The sequence below is a fragment of the Limnobacter sp. MED105 genome (assembly GCF_000170915.1).
GTDB lineage: Bacteria > Pseudomonadota > Gammaproteobacteria > Burkholderiales > Burkholderiaceae_B > Limnobacter.
This window is the reverse complement of sequence record NZ_ABCT01000006.1, coordinates 1-13,053: the sequence shown is the minus strand read 5'-3', so window position 1 is coordinate 13,053 and position 13,053 is coordinate 1. Positions and strand designations below refer to the sequence as shown.

The window sequence follows — 13,053 nt, the reverse complement described above, 5'->3', positions numbered from 1 at the left end:
ACTGGAACCCTCAGGAAACCCAGCTCAGAAGCCAACCCGCTCTAGGGCTTGCTACAATAGCGGTCGAGTATATCATTACGCATGATCGAGTTTTTCCCTACCAATCAGATGAAACGGGTAACCCCGCAAAGGCGCAACCGAATGCAGGCTAAAAAAACAATCACGTCGTCAATCAGTGGCAAATACAAGAAAAGCAAATACGCATTGCTCATCGCTCTCATGGGCTTGGCATTTGCCGGAGCTCCCGGCTATGCCGACGAGTCAGATGAAGTTTCAAAACTTATCCAGAGCGGTCAGTTTGAACAGGCACAGGCACGCGCAGACGCTTACCTGGCCAACCGGCCCAACGACGCTCAAATGCGTTTCCTGAAGGGCTTGATCCTGACTGAGCGCAATAAAACTGCCGAGGCCATTACAGTTTTCACCAAGCTGACTGAGGATTTTCCCGAGTTGCCCGAACCCTACAACAACCTGGCTGTGTTGTACGCGGGCCGTGGTGAATATGAAAAGGCCCGAGAATCTCTGGAAATGGCCATTCGCACGCATCCAAGCTATGCCACTGCGCATGAAAATCTGGGCGACGTGTATGCCAAGCTTGCCAGCCAGTCCTACGACAAAGCCCTCCAGCTAGACGGCTGCAACTCCACAGCACAAACCAAACTGTCATTGGTGCGCAACCTGATTGCAGGCAAACCCGAGCCAGTGGCTGTGGCCGCAGCACCTGCAGCAGCGCAAGCCAGCAAGCCAGCTCCTGCCAAAACTGCGCAAGCGGTAGTGCCTACCCCGCCAGTGGTTGCTGCCACGCCACCCGCAGTTGACGTGGCACCCAGCAAACCTGCTCCAGCAGAACCTGCAATTACAGCCAGCAAGCCTGCTGAATCAAAACCCAATACCATCGGCATGGACAGCCAAGTGTTGGCGGCCGTTGAAGCCTGGGCCAAGGCATGGACCGACCAAGACATGGCTGGCTACCTGGGCGCCTACAGCCAAGACTTTGAAACACCTGGCAAAATGAACCGCTCCAATTGGGAAAAAATGCGTGAGCAACGCATTGTTGGCAAGGAAACCATTCGCGTGGTGGTTGAAAACCCCTTGATCACCATTACTGGCAACGAGGCTGTGGTGAAATTCAAGCAGAGCTACTTCTCCAACCGCCTGAACAACGTATCCAGCAAAACGCTGACCATGAAACAAGAAGGCGGCACCTGGAAAATCACCAGCGAGAGGGTGGGCGGCTAAATGTGGTTTAGAACCGGGCCTCGTGGCATGTTCAAAGGGTTGCGCCTGGCCGCACCCCTGATGTTTTGGGCATTCACGGCGGCCCCCACTTTTGTGAATCCTGGCTCTGAAGAATCCTTTGACCTGGCGGCCTACAGCAGCCCGGAGCCGAAAAAGGGCTCACTGGCCAGCAAGTTGTTTGAATCTGCAAACTACGAACCGGTGATTGACACTGCGGTTGAAGAAATTTACTTGGCGCTCAGTAATCATGAGTTGAACAAAGCGCTTGAATTGACGGATCGCTTGTTGAGTGAATTTCCCAATTTTTACCTGGGTCACATGCTCAGGGGCGATATTCTGTCGCTGAAAGCGGGGCGCCCCCTGACCAAAATTGGTGACATGCCCGATGTTCCCAAAGGTAAACAAGAAGAACTGACGGAACTGCGCGAAGAAGCAATCGCTCGATTCAAGGCAGTGAAAGATCGCCCTCAGCGTGATTTGCTACCCGCAGAACTGGTTGAGTTGAACGACGATCAACGCTACGTTATTTTGGTGGACACCACCCGTTCCAGGCTTTTCCTGTACGAAAATTCATTTCCGCAACCCCGCCTTGTCACCGACTTTTACGTGTCACAGGGAAAAATGGGGGCAGTGAAAGTACGCGAGGGTGACAAACGCACGCCAATCGGTGTGTACACCATTACCGAGCTGCTGCCCAAGGAAAAGTTGACCGACTTTTATGGTCCAATTGCCCTGCCGATCGATTATCCAAACGCTTGGGACAAGCGCCTTGGGAAAACCGGCTACGGTATTTGGCTGCATGGCATGCCCAAGCACTATGTAAGCCGCCCACCCAAAGCCAGTGATGGCTGTGTAGTGCTGGCCAATCAAGACTTGCTCGCCTTGAAAAAGTTTGTCGATATTGGCACCACACAGGTCGTGATCAGTGAAAGGCTTGACTTCGTACCAATCGACGTGTGGCAAAGCCACCGCAAAGCGGCCCTGCGAATGGTGGACACCTGGAAGAAAGATCTCGAGAAAGGTTTCTCTAAAGGTATTTACCACTACGCAAGCGATGTAAAAATTGACGGACAAGGCCTGATTGAGTGGCAACAAAATCAACAAATCGGTAACAAGTCATTTGGAAAAATTTCCATCGACGACCTCACTGTGATGCGATACCCCAGCGACAAAGACATGATGCTCGTGTCATTCAGGCAAGAGGACAAATTGTCGGGCGAAATACGCAAGCAACAATACTGGATGAAGGTTGGCACCCGATGGCAAATTGTCCAGGAAGACACTTCTAAACTGTAAGGAACAAGTCTGTGACTCAAGGCAAACGTGTTTTTCTCAAGTGGTCGATGTTCTCGGCGATTGCTGTTAGCATCGGTAATTCTTCAATCTCCTCTGCGTTTGCAAAAGCGAAAAAACGAACCATGGTTAAACTTAAAACAAATTTTGGCGACATTACAATCGCCCTGGACGCTGAAAAAGCACCGGCCACTGTGGCGAACTTTCTGGAATACGCGAAAAGCGGCTTCTATACCAACACTATTTTTCACCGCGTCATCAGCGGCTTCATGGTTCAAGGCGGCGGTTTCGAGCCGGGCATGAAACAAAAGCCCACCAAAGATCCAGTAAAGAACGAGGCTGACAATGGCTTGAAAAACGAGAAGTACACCGTTGCCATGGCCCGTACCAACGACCCACACTCGGCCACTGCGCAGTTTTTCATCAATGTGGAAAACAATGAATTCCTGAACTTCAAAAGCCCAACACCGCAAGGCTGGGGCTACTGCGTATTCGGCAAAGTTACCGAAGGCAAAGAAGTCGTGGACAAAATTGTAGGCGTCAAGACAGGCTCGAAAGGCTTTCACCAAGACGTACCACTTGAAGATGTGGTGATTCAGGGTGTTGAAGTACTTTAAGTTTGCCCCGATCAAAAAAGCCCTTTTTCAAGGGCTTTTTTTTATGACTTTTTAATCAGGTAACAAGTTGATTGAAATTCCGCAACAAGGTGCTGCATTCTTTGCCTCCGACCTGCACCTGTCAGAAGACACTCCCAAAACACTGGATGCATTCGAAAATTGGCTGGCCAGTGTGGCTCAGGACAATACGCTCATCTTTCTGCTCGGCGACCTGTTCGAGGTTTGGTATGGAGACGACTACAGGGACAGCACCAGCGAGCGAGTGACCCAAGCCGTTCAAAGCGCAAAATCTGCCGGTGCCACATTGTATTTCATGCATGGTAACCGTGACTTTCTGCTGGGCGATGAATTTGCCGAAGAAGCGGGCTTCGAGATTCTTCCAGATCCGGAATTTTTACTCGTCAACCACCATGTGGTGCTGATTACACATGGCGATCAACTTTGCACAGACGACAAAGCCTATCAAAAATTCCGACTTCAAAGCAGAGACGAAAAATGGCAAAAAAACTTTCTTGCACTGCCCTTGCCGCAACGAATCGATATGGCCAAAGCCATTCGCAGTGAAAGCAAAATGCACAAAGCCAACAGTGCAATGAGCATCATGGACGCCAACCTGCAAGCTGTGACTGAAACATTCAAGGGCAACTGGCCCGATGGCTATTTCATTGGCAAAAGCGATGTGATTTTGCACGGACATACCCACCGCTGTGCCATACACCACACATTGAATAGCTCGGCACCAGTGGCACCAGAATCGGCCCAGGGGCAACTGCAGCTAGGTCAGCGCATTGTATTACCCGACTGGAACTTTGACGAACCAGAAAAAAACCGCCCAAAAGGCGGTTTCTTGAAACTACAAAGCAGCGGGGAATTCAGCCTGACCCTGTTTAACTAAGTGGCTAGTTGTCCACCAGCTTGTTCAAGGCTTTCAACTCTTCACAATCCACGGAGTCACCACAATCGGGCTCCGATTTCCCTTGACTCAGTTGTTTTTCAAGCTGTTCAATCCGCTGCTGCTGGGCGATGGCCTGGTCGATCAAACCATGCATCGCTTTGATCAGTGGATCATCGCCATTTTTTGACACTCCGTAGGCGGAAAACTCTTCTTTAGTCTTGGCCGCTCCTGTCAATTCTTCGGCGGCCACGCGTTCTTCAGCTTTCAAAATCATGCGTGCGGGGTTGCCCACCGCCGTTGCACCCGCGGGCACAGGTTTGGTCACCACGGCATTCGAACCAATCTTGGCGCCCTCTCCCACGGTAAAAGGCCCCAAAACCTGTGCACCTGCTCCCACCACCACGCCCTTCTCCAGCGTGGGGTGTCTCTTACCCTTGGCCAGCGAGGTGCCGCCCAAAGTAACGCCCTGATAGATGGTGACATCGTCGTGAATCTCTGCCGTTTCGCCAATGACCACGCCCATACCGTGGTCGATGAAAACACGTCGGCCAATACTTGCACCAGGATGAATTTCAATACCAGTGAAAAAACGACCCAAATGCGACAAAAAACGCGCCAGGGTGGTTAAACCCGCCACCCACGCCCGGTGCGCCAAGCGGTGCCAAATCAGGGCATGCAAACCGGGATAGCACAGAAAAACCTCCAGACGCCCTCGGGCGGCCGGGTCCTTTCTCAAAATTGTGTCAATGTCTTCTTGTAATCGAATCCACATGCGCGGAAAACCCTGAATCAATTGTTATTGATGCGTGAAACGCCAGTCGCCGCAGTGTATCACGGCTGAATCATGGCTTCTTGCGCTCAAATTCGTGCGGATAAAGGCGATTGTCGACCACCCGTATCACGTCGGAAAAAAAGCCTCGCAGCATGTCCACCTCTTCTTGCTCCAAAGGAGTTTTGGCCAACATTCTCGCCAAACGCTGCACCACTTTTTTTGGCTTATCAGGATTGAGAAAATCAACGGCTTCCATCGCTTCAAGCCAATGGGCCTGTAAATCGGCCACTGCCTTCACAGTCGCCAACTTGCCGCCTTGCCTTACACTGTCAGCAAGGGAGCCTTGGTCAGTCACGGCGAATTCACCAGCAGCCCATTCGGTACGCAAGGCGTAAGCAACAATTTGTACGGCTTGTGACAAGTTCAGCGAGCTATAAACCGGGTTGGCGGCAATCGTCACCTGCCGATTGCACACCAGTAACTCATCGTTGCTCAAGCCCGTGCGCTCTGCACCAAACACAAAAGCCGCACCTATACCGCTTTGTGTCAAATTCAAAGCCTCTCTTGCGGCCTCCTGCGGGCTTTGCAAACTTGGGCCCAAATCGCGCATACGCGCAGACAAAGCAAACGCAACGCTTCGATCCGCAAGCGCCTCTGGCAAGGTGTTGTAAATACGGGCCTGCTCAAGCACATCGCTCGCACCACTGGCCAGGGAAATGGCTTCCTCGGTGCTGCAAATATCTTTCGTTTTTGGTTCAACCAGGCGCAAATCATTCAAACCCATGGTTTTCATGGCGCGTGCCACCGAACCAACATTGCCCGGATGGCTTGTTTTTACGAGAACTATTGAAATGGATTCGAGGGAAATGGCTGCGGTCATTTATAATGTTGGGTTAAACGTATTCAAATTGAAAGGAAAGGCCATGCATCCGATGTTGAACGTGGCGGTGAAAGCCGCTCGCGCTGCGGGAAAAATCATCAACCGAGCGGAGCTAGACCTCGATCAGGTAAAAATCGGTGTCAAAGGGCCCAACGATTTCGTTACCGAAACCGACCAAGCCGCTGAAAGCGCCATTATCGAAGTACTCAAGCAAGCCTTTCCTGACCACGCCATTCTAGCCGAGGAAAGCGGCGCATCCGGCAAATCCGACTACGAGTGGGTCATCGATCCGATCGATGGCACCGCGAACTTCATACACGGCTACCCGCATTACGCCATTTCAATTGCGTTGCGTGTCAACGGCCATGTGCAACAAGCAGTGGTATACAACCCCGCCACCAACGATCTGTTCACTGCCTCCAAGGGCGAAGGTGCGTTTTTAAACAACCGTCGCATTCGAGTTTCCAAACGCAGTAAACCGAATGAATTTTTGGTAGGTTTTGCATTCCCAAGCGGCCAGAATGAAGGCTCCCTGGGCGTCAAACGCAAAATGCTGGCGCTGACTGAAAGCACAGCCGGCATCCGGAAATCTGGTTCAGCCGTCCTCGATTTGGCTTATGTCGCTTGTGGCCGCCTGGATGGCTACATGTGCTTTGGCCTAAAGCCCTGGGATTTGGCAACGGGCGTTTTGCTCGTTTCCGAGGCTGGCGGCTTGATCACCGATCCCCAAGGCAACGACACATTCATGACCACTGGTGATGCAGTGGCGGGTAACCCCAAAGCCCTTCAATACCTCCTGAGCTTCAAATAATCAAACAGAGACCCAGTTGAGCAAACAAGCGAGTACAAATCACCAAGCTGCATCACAGGCGTTTGAAAGCCATACGCCAATGATGCAGCAGTACCTCACGCTGAAATCCGAGTACCCCGACAAGCTGCTCTTTTATCGCATGGGCGATTTCTACGAGCTGTTTTTCGACGACGCACAACTGGCTGCTCAACTGTTACGAATTACCCTCACCCACCGTGGACAATCGGCAGGCCAACCCATTCCCATGGCGGGTGTGCCATTCCACGCGGCCGATCAATACCTCGCCAAATTGGTGGCACTGGGCCATTCAGTGGCCATTTGTGAACAAGTAGGAACCCCGGGCCTTACCAAAGGCCCGATGGAACGCAAAGTTGCGCGAGTGGTTACACCAGGCACACTCACGGAATCCACCTTATTGCCTGATCAGGAAAACAAGACCCTGCTCAGCCTGTACTCCGAGGATGGCAAATACTGGGGAGTGGCCTGTTTAGCGCTGTCTGCAGGCTCAATTCGGTTGCTGGAATGTGACTCAGGTTCACTGGCGGCGCATTTAAGTCGTTTCAATGCAGCTGAAGTGCTGGTGAATAATCGTACGTTTGCGCAACAAAGCCAAATCACGGGCGGTAGCAATCAATGCATCGAGCGTCCTGCTTGGCACTTCGATGCAGGCTTTGCCCAATCACATTTGCAATCCGTTCTGCAGGCCGCCAACCTGGAAAGCCTCGAGCTGCACAACGCCAAATTGGCCATACCAGCCATGGGTGCGGCCCTGCAGTATGCCAAGGAAACGCACCTTAGTATTGAAACCTTTAAGCACGTATCCGATATTCAGGTTGAGCACGAGCAAGACTTTCTGGTACTTGACGAGGCCGCGCGTCGCAATCTGGAGTTGACTGAAACCCTGCGGGGCGAATCAGCACCCACCCTCTTCTCACGCCTAAACCGCACGGGCAGCGGTATGGGTGCGCGGCGCTTGCGCCAATGGCTTTTGGAGCCCCTGCGCGACATCGCCACCATTGAAGCCCGGCAAAAAAAAATACAACACCTGCTTTCTACCCTGGGCCAGGCACCCGAACCCGTCTGTTTCAACCTGGTTAAAACACTGCGTGCAATGGCCGACATTGAACGCATTAGCAGCCGCGTGGCCATGCAAACCGCAAAGCCTCGGGATTTGCTGGCGCTGCGAGAAAGCCTACAGGCGCTGCCGCAAGTCGCAGAACTCATCAGCCACTTTGGCGACAGTGCATTTGAAACTGCACAGCACGCATTTCAGGCACCGCCCGAATTGCTTGCTGAATTGATGCAAGCCCTGGCTGAAAACCCACCAGTGCTGATTCGGGACGGCGGCGTGATTGCCGATGGCTACCACGCTGAACTGGACGAACTGCGAAATATCCAAACCGGCAGCGGGCAGTTCTTGATTGAACTGGAAAAACAGGAGCGTGAGGCCACCGGCATTGCCAACCTGAAAGTCGAGTTCAACCGCGTGCATGGTTTTTACATCGAAGTCAGTAGTGCGCAGGCTGACAAGGTACCCGCGCACTATATTCGTCGGCAAACCATGAAGAACGCCGAGCGCTACATCACCGAAGAACTGAAAGCTTTCGAGGAAAAAGCACTTTCCGCGAAAGACAAAGCCCTGAACCTTGAAAAAGTCATTTACGAAAACCTGATGGCGTGGCTGGGGCAGTTCACCCCGTTTCTTCAACGTTGCGCGCGCGAGTTGTCGGAGCTCGATGCCATGGCAGCGCTCGCCATTGTAGCTTTTGAGGCCAATTGGGTGCGCCCGCACATGGTACCCCATGCTCTGCTGAACATTCAGCAAGGCCGACACCCGGTGCTGGAAGTGCAAGTGGAGCAATTCACACCGAACGATTGCGCCTTGCACCCAGGCAAGCACATGGCATTGATCACCGGCCCCAACATGGGCGGCAAAAGCACCTACATGCGCCAAACCGCGCTCATTGCGCTGCTGGCGCACATGGGTAGCTTCGTGCCGGCGGCCAGTGCTCAAATTGGCGTACTCGATCGAATTTTCACCCGCATCGGCGCCTCCGATGATATCGCCGGTGGGCGCTCTACTTTCATGGTGGAAATGACCGAGGCCGCCACGATTGTTCGACAAGCCACACCGAGCAGCTTGGTCATCATGGATGAAATTGGACGGGGAACCTCGACTTTCGATGGTTTGTCCCTCGCCTGGGAAATCGCAAAACGCTTGGCCAACACCAACAGATGTTTAACACTGTTCGCTACACATTATTTTGAGATCACAGCACTGGGCCATGAATTGGACAGTGTATTCAATGTCCATTTGTCGGCCACCGAGCACCAAGGCAAACTGGTGTTCTTGCACCGCATTGAAGCGGGCCCGGCAAGCCAAAGTTATGGCCTGCAAGTGGCCAAGCTTGCGGGCTTGCCAGCCCTGGTTGTGAAAAATGCACAAAAAAGACTCGACCAGCTTGAAGCTGAAAAGCGGGCCATGACTTCCCAGGTCGATTTGTTCGACATTCCAACCCAGGACACGGTTGAACAAGCACCCAATGCTCAGCATGTGAACCTGATTCTTGAAAAGCTCAACGAGATAGATCCCGATGAACTCAGCCCGCGCGAGGCGCTGCAGTTGATTTTTCAGCTCAAGGGTCTACAAACATGAACCTGCGCCGTGCAGTCACCCAAGTCTGTGCGGCGACCTTGGTCTGTTTTATTGCGGTCGCGCATGCAAACCCGAATCAAAACACGTTCAGCTTTGCGCTCATCGGCGACCAACCCTACAACGACTTCTTCGAGCCCGCCACCAGCAGCCTGATTCAACACATTGCACAGGAGCCCGGTGTTCACTGGATATTACATGTTGGCGACATCAAGGGCGGGAATGAGCCTTGCGCCGACGAATTGATACAACGTCGCATCGCTCAATTGCAGCGAAGCGAAATACCGTTGGTCTATGTGCCCGGCGACAATGAATGGACGGATTGCCACAGACCATCCAACGGAAATTTCGACAGCCAGGAACGCCTGAATTTCTTGCGTCAGCTAGTATTTTCGCAGCCCCGCTCACTGGGCAAAGCAAATTTTCCGATTCGACAACAAACCAGTCATCCTTATCCTGAAAACCTGATGTGGATTCAAGGCAGCACGCTCTTTGTGAGCTTGAACATACCGGGCAGTAACAACGACTTGCTCAATCCAAAGTCCAGAAAAACGAGCCAAAGAAAAGCAAAGCAACTGCTGCAAGCGCGTGATCAAGCAGTCGACGCATGGTTGAGCGAAGCTGAGGCCGTGTTTGTGGATAACAATACCCGTCCCACGGAGACCGTGATCGCCATTCAGGGCAATCCAATTGATGGCTCGGGTGGCCGCAGTACCAACCCCGAGAAAAATGGCTATGCCGGCTTCATGACAAGACTGGTGAAATACATCAACACCACCAAACGGCCGGTGTTACTGGCCCATGGTGACACACACCGGTTTAAATGGGACAGACCCAGTATGAAAGAATTCGGGGGAACAAACGATACAGATGCACTGTTTTACCGGGTGGAAGGCTGGGGGCACCCTTTCATGAATACTTGGGTACGGGTAAAGGTAATGCCGGGAAGCGTGGTGCCATTTGAGGCCAGCAGCGTATCGCTGCCAGCCCCCACTTCAGCCAACTAAACAAGTCAATTAATTGAGCTTGCCTGCTCCAGGGTTTGGGGCAACGCTAAACAGCGATTGCGCCGCAGCCCCCTGCGCTTTCTCTTCGTCGTTTGCAGCACGAATATCCAGTACCTTCAAATGGTAGCGCAAAGCCATACCCGCGAATGGGTGGTTACCATCCAGCACCACCTTGCCTTCGGCAATGTCAGTTACTGTCCAAACCCGGCCAAATCCAGTGTTTTCCTCATCGGCCTGCAAGTCGGGTTCATTTTCATCTTCAACAGGCACTTCTTCCAGTTGCATACCGATTTCAAGATCTTCAGCAAAACTGTCAGCGTCTTCTACCCGCATCAATTCGGGATCAAAATCTCCGAAAGCATCCTCTGGCTCGAGTTGAACAAATACCTCATCGCCAATGGCCTTGCCTTCGACTGCCTCTTGCAGCTTCGGGAACACCTCATTCTCGCTGCCTTGCAGATAAATGATCGGCTCGCCACCGTGTTCCTGAATCAGTTCACCCTGCGCATCACGCAGCTCAAAATCAAGGGTAACCACCGTGCCGTGCTCAACAATCATCGTACATAACTCCAGAAATCAGCGCCCGAACAGTGGGCAGTCTTTTAAGGTGGCCTATGATACCCGTAATCGATAAATCACCCAAATAAAGTCCCTTCAGATGATCAAGCCCCTCACCCACATTGCAAACCTGTCCGTGGAAAAGTTCATGACCGAACATTGGCACATCAAGCCATATTTGTTTCGTCAGGCCTTTCCAAATTTTGAACCACTGTGCGATTTTGACACCATTGCCGAAATGGCATCCGATGAGGACATTGAAAGCCGCCTGATCCAACACAGCAAAACAGGTTGGACTCTTGAGCACGGCCCCTTTGATGAACTGCCATCCATGAAAAAGAAAGCCTGGACAGTACTGATTCAGGGCATCGATCATCACCTGCCAGAGGCCTATGACCTGTTGCAACTGTTCCGGTTTATTCCTGATGCACGCCTTGACGATGTCATGTTGAGCCTGGCAAGCGACGGTGGCGGCGTAGGCCCACACTATGACTCCTACGATGTCTTTTTGCTGCAAATGCACGGCAAACGGCGCTGGAAAATTGGTCCCTTGCTCGACAAAGAACTTGAAGAAGGCCTCCCACTGAAGATTCTGAAAAACTTTGAGCCGACCGAAGAGTTTGTTCTCGAGCCAGGCGACATGCTGTACCTTCCCCCGAACTATGGGCACGATGGCATTGCGGAAGGCAGCTGCTCAACCCTGAGCATCGGCTTTAGGGCACCCACGCAAGCAGAGGTTCTCAGCGGCATACTTCGGGACATGGCTGACCAAATCGATCAAGATCCCACCAAGACTCAAACACTGTTTTCTGACCCAGCTCGCGGGTTACAGAAAAACCCCGCAGAGATTCCTGACGATTTGCTGAATTTTGGAATTAATTTGATTCAGCAATTTTCAGCACAATCGCCTCAAATCCAGCGCAGCATGGGGATTTTGCTCACAGAACCCAAATCTCATGTGTATTTTGTAAACAACACAGAAGACCAAGAAATACATGAAATTATTAGTGTTCTCGGAGAGCGTGGCATCGCATTAAGCATGAAAACTAAAATGTTGTTCAAAGATGCGGTTTTCTACATCAATGGCGACGCTGTCAACCCGACCAGTGCGCTTACCGTTAAACAGCTGCAAATGCTCGCAAACCAGCGCGAAATGGAGCCAATCGACGCTGCAGAAGCTTTAAATAATCCTGAGTTTCAGTATTTTTTAGTTGGTTTTGCAAAAGCCGGTTGGGTAGAAACCCTAATATGATTAATTTCATTTAGAATTTGAAACGACTCGGCAAAGTCAATAGAATTTTGCTTCGAAAATAAGGTCGAAACAATGACTTGAATTTGACAGGCTATTCGATAGAATTTGCAGAGTTTTCCGCTTGAGTGCTTGAACACCCGGCAGGAAAATGGGTGATTCTGGGTTCTCTTGTGAGCCTATTTGCTCTAAAAAAGACGCTTGAATCGGCGTCTAGTTCGTGACCCCAAAAGGAATAAACATGAAAAACTCAATTTTGATCGCATCTTTGTTTGCAGTTGCTTTGGCCGCTTGTGGCAAAAAAGAAGAAGCAGCTCCTGTTGAACCAGCAGCTCCTGCAGTTACTGAACAAGCTCCTGCTGCAGCTGAGCCAATGGCCGCTGAACCAGCAGCTACTGAGCCAGCAGCTACTGAGCCAGCAGCTACTGAGCCAGCAGCCGCTCCAGCTGAAGAAGAAAAGAAGTAAATTCAACTCGCTTGTAAAAGCGATTGAAAACAAAAAGCCCCAGATGAAAATCCGGGGCTTTTTTATTGAACTAGATAAAAATCAAGCGGCCAATTGTCGCGTATCAAGGTTTGTCCACGCAAAACCTTCCGCCTGGCAGGCAATGTCAAACGTGATTCCTCGAGGGGTCAACACCTCTGCCCACATTTGCTGAACCACATTGGGACAATTTGTAGTTTGGCTCAGATGAGCGGCCACCACAAACTGCAAATTTCCAGAATCCAGTTTTCGAAGAATATCGCAAGCCACCTGATTACTAAGGTGACCATAATCGCCTCCCACCCTCTTCTTAAGACTTGGTGGATAAGGGGAATTCGACAACATGTCTGGGCAGTGATTGGATTCGAGAATTAAAGCATGCGCACGGTTCAGCATAGTCACCAAATGCGGTGTAGAACTTCCACAATCAGTCAGAATGCCCGTCACAAAACCAGACCGTGACTCAATCAACATTTGAATGGGCTCAGCCGCGTCGTGTGGCACAGGAAAAGGGTGGAGTGTCAGATTCTTCACGTTGAATGGCGAGTGGCTGTCAATCAGCACCACCCTTCCCGACTGCAAGTAATCTTCATCG

12 protein-coding genes and 1 pseudogene are annotated in these 13,053 nt (G+C 51.6%); 9 read left to right on the top strand and 4 right to left on the bottom strand.

The genetic code is table 11. From position 1 onward, the window contains the following. Nucleotides 1–141: 141 nt before the first annotated feature. From LMED105_RS07360 to LMED105_RS07345, 4 genes are all read left to right on the top strand, one after another. On the top strand, nucleotides 142–1,239 hold the full coding sequence (locus LMED105_RS07360; protein ID WP_008249834.1) for a tetratricopeptide repeat protein: 1,098 nt from the start codon (nucleotides 142–144) through the stop codon (nucleotides 1,237–1,239). After that, nucleotides 1,240–2,535, top strand: a complete 1,296-nt coding sequence (locus tag LMED105_RS07355; RefSeq protein ID WP_083797130.1) for a murein L,D-transpeptidase family protein — start codon at nucleotides 1,240–1,242, stop codon at nucleotides 2,533–2,535. It abuts the gene before it with no gap. Nucleotides 2,536–2,657: 122 nt separating this feature from the next. Further along, nucleotides 2,658–3,149: a peptidylprolyl isomerase gene (locus tag LMED105_RS07350; protein WP_008249832.1), complete on the top strand. Its 492-nt coding sequence runs from the start codon at nucleotides 2,658–2,660 to the stop codon at nucleotides 3,147–3,149. A gap of 67 nt (nucleotides 3,150–3,216) precedes the next feature. Then, nucleotides 3,217–4,044, top strand: a complete 828-nt coding sequence (locus LMED105_RS07345) for a UDP-2,3-diacylglucosamine diphosphatase (RefSeq protein WP_008249831.1) — start codon at nucleotides 3,217–3,219, stop codon at nucleotides 4,042–4,044. Nucleotides 4,045–4,048: 4 nt separating this feature from the next. Here LMED105_RS07345 and cysE read toward each other — a convergent pair whose 3' ends face one another. Together cysE and LMED105_RS07335 are read right to left on the bottom strand one after the other, a co-directional pair. Further along, nucleotides 4,049–4,816, bottom strand: coding sequence for a serine O-acetyltransferase (gene cysE, locus LMED105_RS07340; protein WP_040512819.1), 768 nt, complete (start codon nucleotides 4,814–4,816; stop codon nucleotides 4,049–4,051). Nucleotides 4,817–4,886: 70 nt separating this feature from the next. Then, nucleotides 4,887–5,696, bottom strand: coding sequence for an RNA methyltransferase (locus tag LMED105_RS07335; RefSeq protein ID WP_008249827.1), 810 nt, complete (start codon nucleotides 5,694–5,696; stop codon nucleotides 4,887–4,889). A 43-nt stretch (nucleotides 5,697–5,739) separates the two neighbouring features. On the opposite strand from LMED105_RS07335, the gene LMED105_RS07330 reads away from it, so the two are divergent. The 3 genes from LMED105_RS07330 (at nucleotide 5,740) to LMED105_RS07320 (ending at nucleotide 10,167) form a co-directional block, all read left to right on the top strand. Beyond that, nucleotides 5,740–6,507 (top strand): inositol monophosphatase family protein, encoded by a 768-nt coding sequence (locus LMED105_RS07330; RefSeq protein WP_040512813.1) that lies wholly within the window; start codon nucleotides 5,740–5,742, stop codon nucleotides 6,505–6,507. 79 nt (nucleotides 6,508–6,586) lie between these two features. Then, the gene (gene mutS, locus LMED105_RS07325) at nucleotides 6,587–9,163 is read left to right on the top strand and encodes a DNA mismatch repair protein MutS (protein WP_008249823.1); all 2,577 of its coding nucleotides are present in this window, start codon (nucleotides 6,587–6,589) and stop codon (nucleotides 9,161–9,163) included. Next, a complete protein-coding gene (locus tag LMED105_RS07320) occupies nucleotides 9,160–10,167 on the top strand; it encodes a metallophosphoesterase (protein WP_008249821.1) in 1,008 nt (335 codons plus the stop codon). The genes mutS and LMED105_RS07320 overlap by 4 nt, the downstream gene beginning before the upstream one ends. A gap of 9 nt (nucleotides 10,168–10,176) precedes the next feature. Here LMED105_RS07320 and LMED105_RS07315 read toward each other — a convergent pair whose 3' ends face one another. Then, nucleotides 10,177–10,725: a peptidylprolyl isomerase gene (locus LMED105_RS07315; RefSeq protein WP_008249819.1), complete on the bottom strand. Its 549-nt coding sequence runs from the start codon at nucleotides 10,723–10,725 to the stop codon at nucleotides 10,177–10,179. A gap of 148 nt (nucleotides 10,726–10,873) precedes the next feature. Between LMED105_RS07315 and LMED105_RS07310 the strand changes: the two genes are divergently transcribed. Both LMED105_RS07310 and LMED105_RS07305 read left to right on the top strand, forming a co-directional pair. Beyond that, nucleotides 10,874–11,977, top strand: a complete 1,104-nt coding sequence (locus LMED105_RS07310) for a cupin domain-containing protein (RefSeq protein WP_198006817.1) — start codon at nucleotides 10,874–10,876, stop codon at nucleotides 11,975–11,977. Between the two features lie 238 nt (nucleotides 11,978–12,215). Beyond that, nucleotides 12,216–12,440, top strand: coding sequence for a hypothetical protein (locus tag LMED105_RS07305; RefSeq protein ID WP_008249814.1), 225 nt, complete (start codon nucleotides 12,216–12,218; stop codon nucleotides 12,438–12,440). 81 nt (nucleotides 12,441–12,521) lie between these two features. Here the strand turns inward: LMED105_RS07305 and LMED105_RS16910 are convergent. Beyond that, nucleotides 12,522–13,053: pseudogene (locus LMED105_RS16910) on the bottom strand (hypothetical protein); the annotation flags it as partial.

Coding starts and splice junctions, on each gene's coding strand:
- LMED105_RS07360 (WP_008249834.1), top strand. CDS start 142: ATGCAGGCTAAAAAAACAATCACGTCGTCAATCAGTGGCAAATACAAG.
- LMED105_RS07355 (WP_083797130.1), top strand. CDS start 1,240: ATGTGGTTTAGAACCGGGCCTCGTGGCATGTTCAAAGGGTTGCGCCTG.
- LMED105_RS07350 (WP_008249832.1), top strand. CDS start 2,658: ATGGTTAAACTTAAAACAAATTTTGGCGACATTACAATCGCCCTGGAC.
- cysE (WP_040512819.1), bottom strand. CDS start 4,816: ATGTGGATTCGATTACAAGAAGACATTGACACAATTTTGAGAAAGGAC.
- LMED105_RS07335 (WP_008249827.1), bottom strand. CDS start 5,696: ATGACCGCAGCCATTTCCCTCGAATCCATTTCAATAGTTCTCGTAAAA.
- LMED105_RS07330 (WP_040512813.1), top strand. CDS start 5,740: ATGCATCCGATGTTGAACGTGGCGGTGAAAGCCGCTCGCGCTGCGGGA.
- mutS (WP_008249823.1), top strand. CDS start 6,587: ATGATGCAGCAGTACCTCACGCTGAAATCCGAGTACCCCGACAAGCTG.
- LMED105_RS07320 (WP_008249821.1), top strand. CDS start 9,160: ATGAACCTGCGCCGTGCAGTCACCCAAGTCTGTGCGGCGACCTTGGTC.
- LMED105_RS07315 (WP_008249819.1), bottom strand. CDS start 10,725: ATGATTGTTGAGCACGGCACGGTGGTTACCCTTGATTTTGAGCTGCGT.
- LMED105_RS07310 (WP_198006817.1), top strand. CDS start 10,874: ATGACCGAACATTGGCACATCAAGCCATATTTGTTTCGTCAGGCCTTT.
- LMED105_RS07305 (WP_008249814.1), top strand. CDS start 12,216: ATGAAAAACTCAATTTTGATCGCATCTTTGTTTGCAGTTGCTTTGGCC.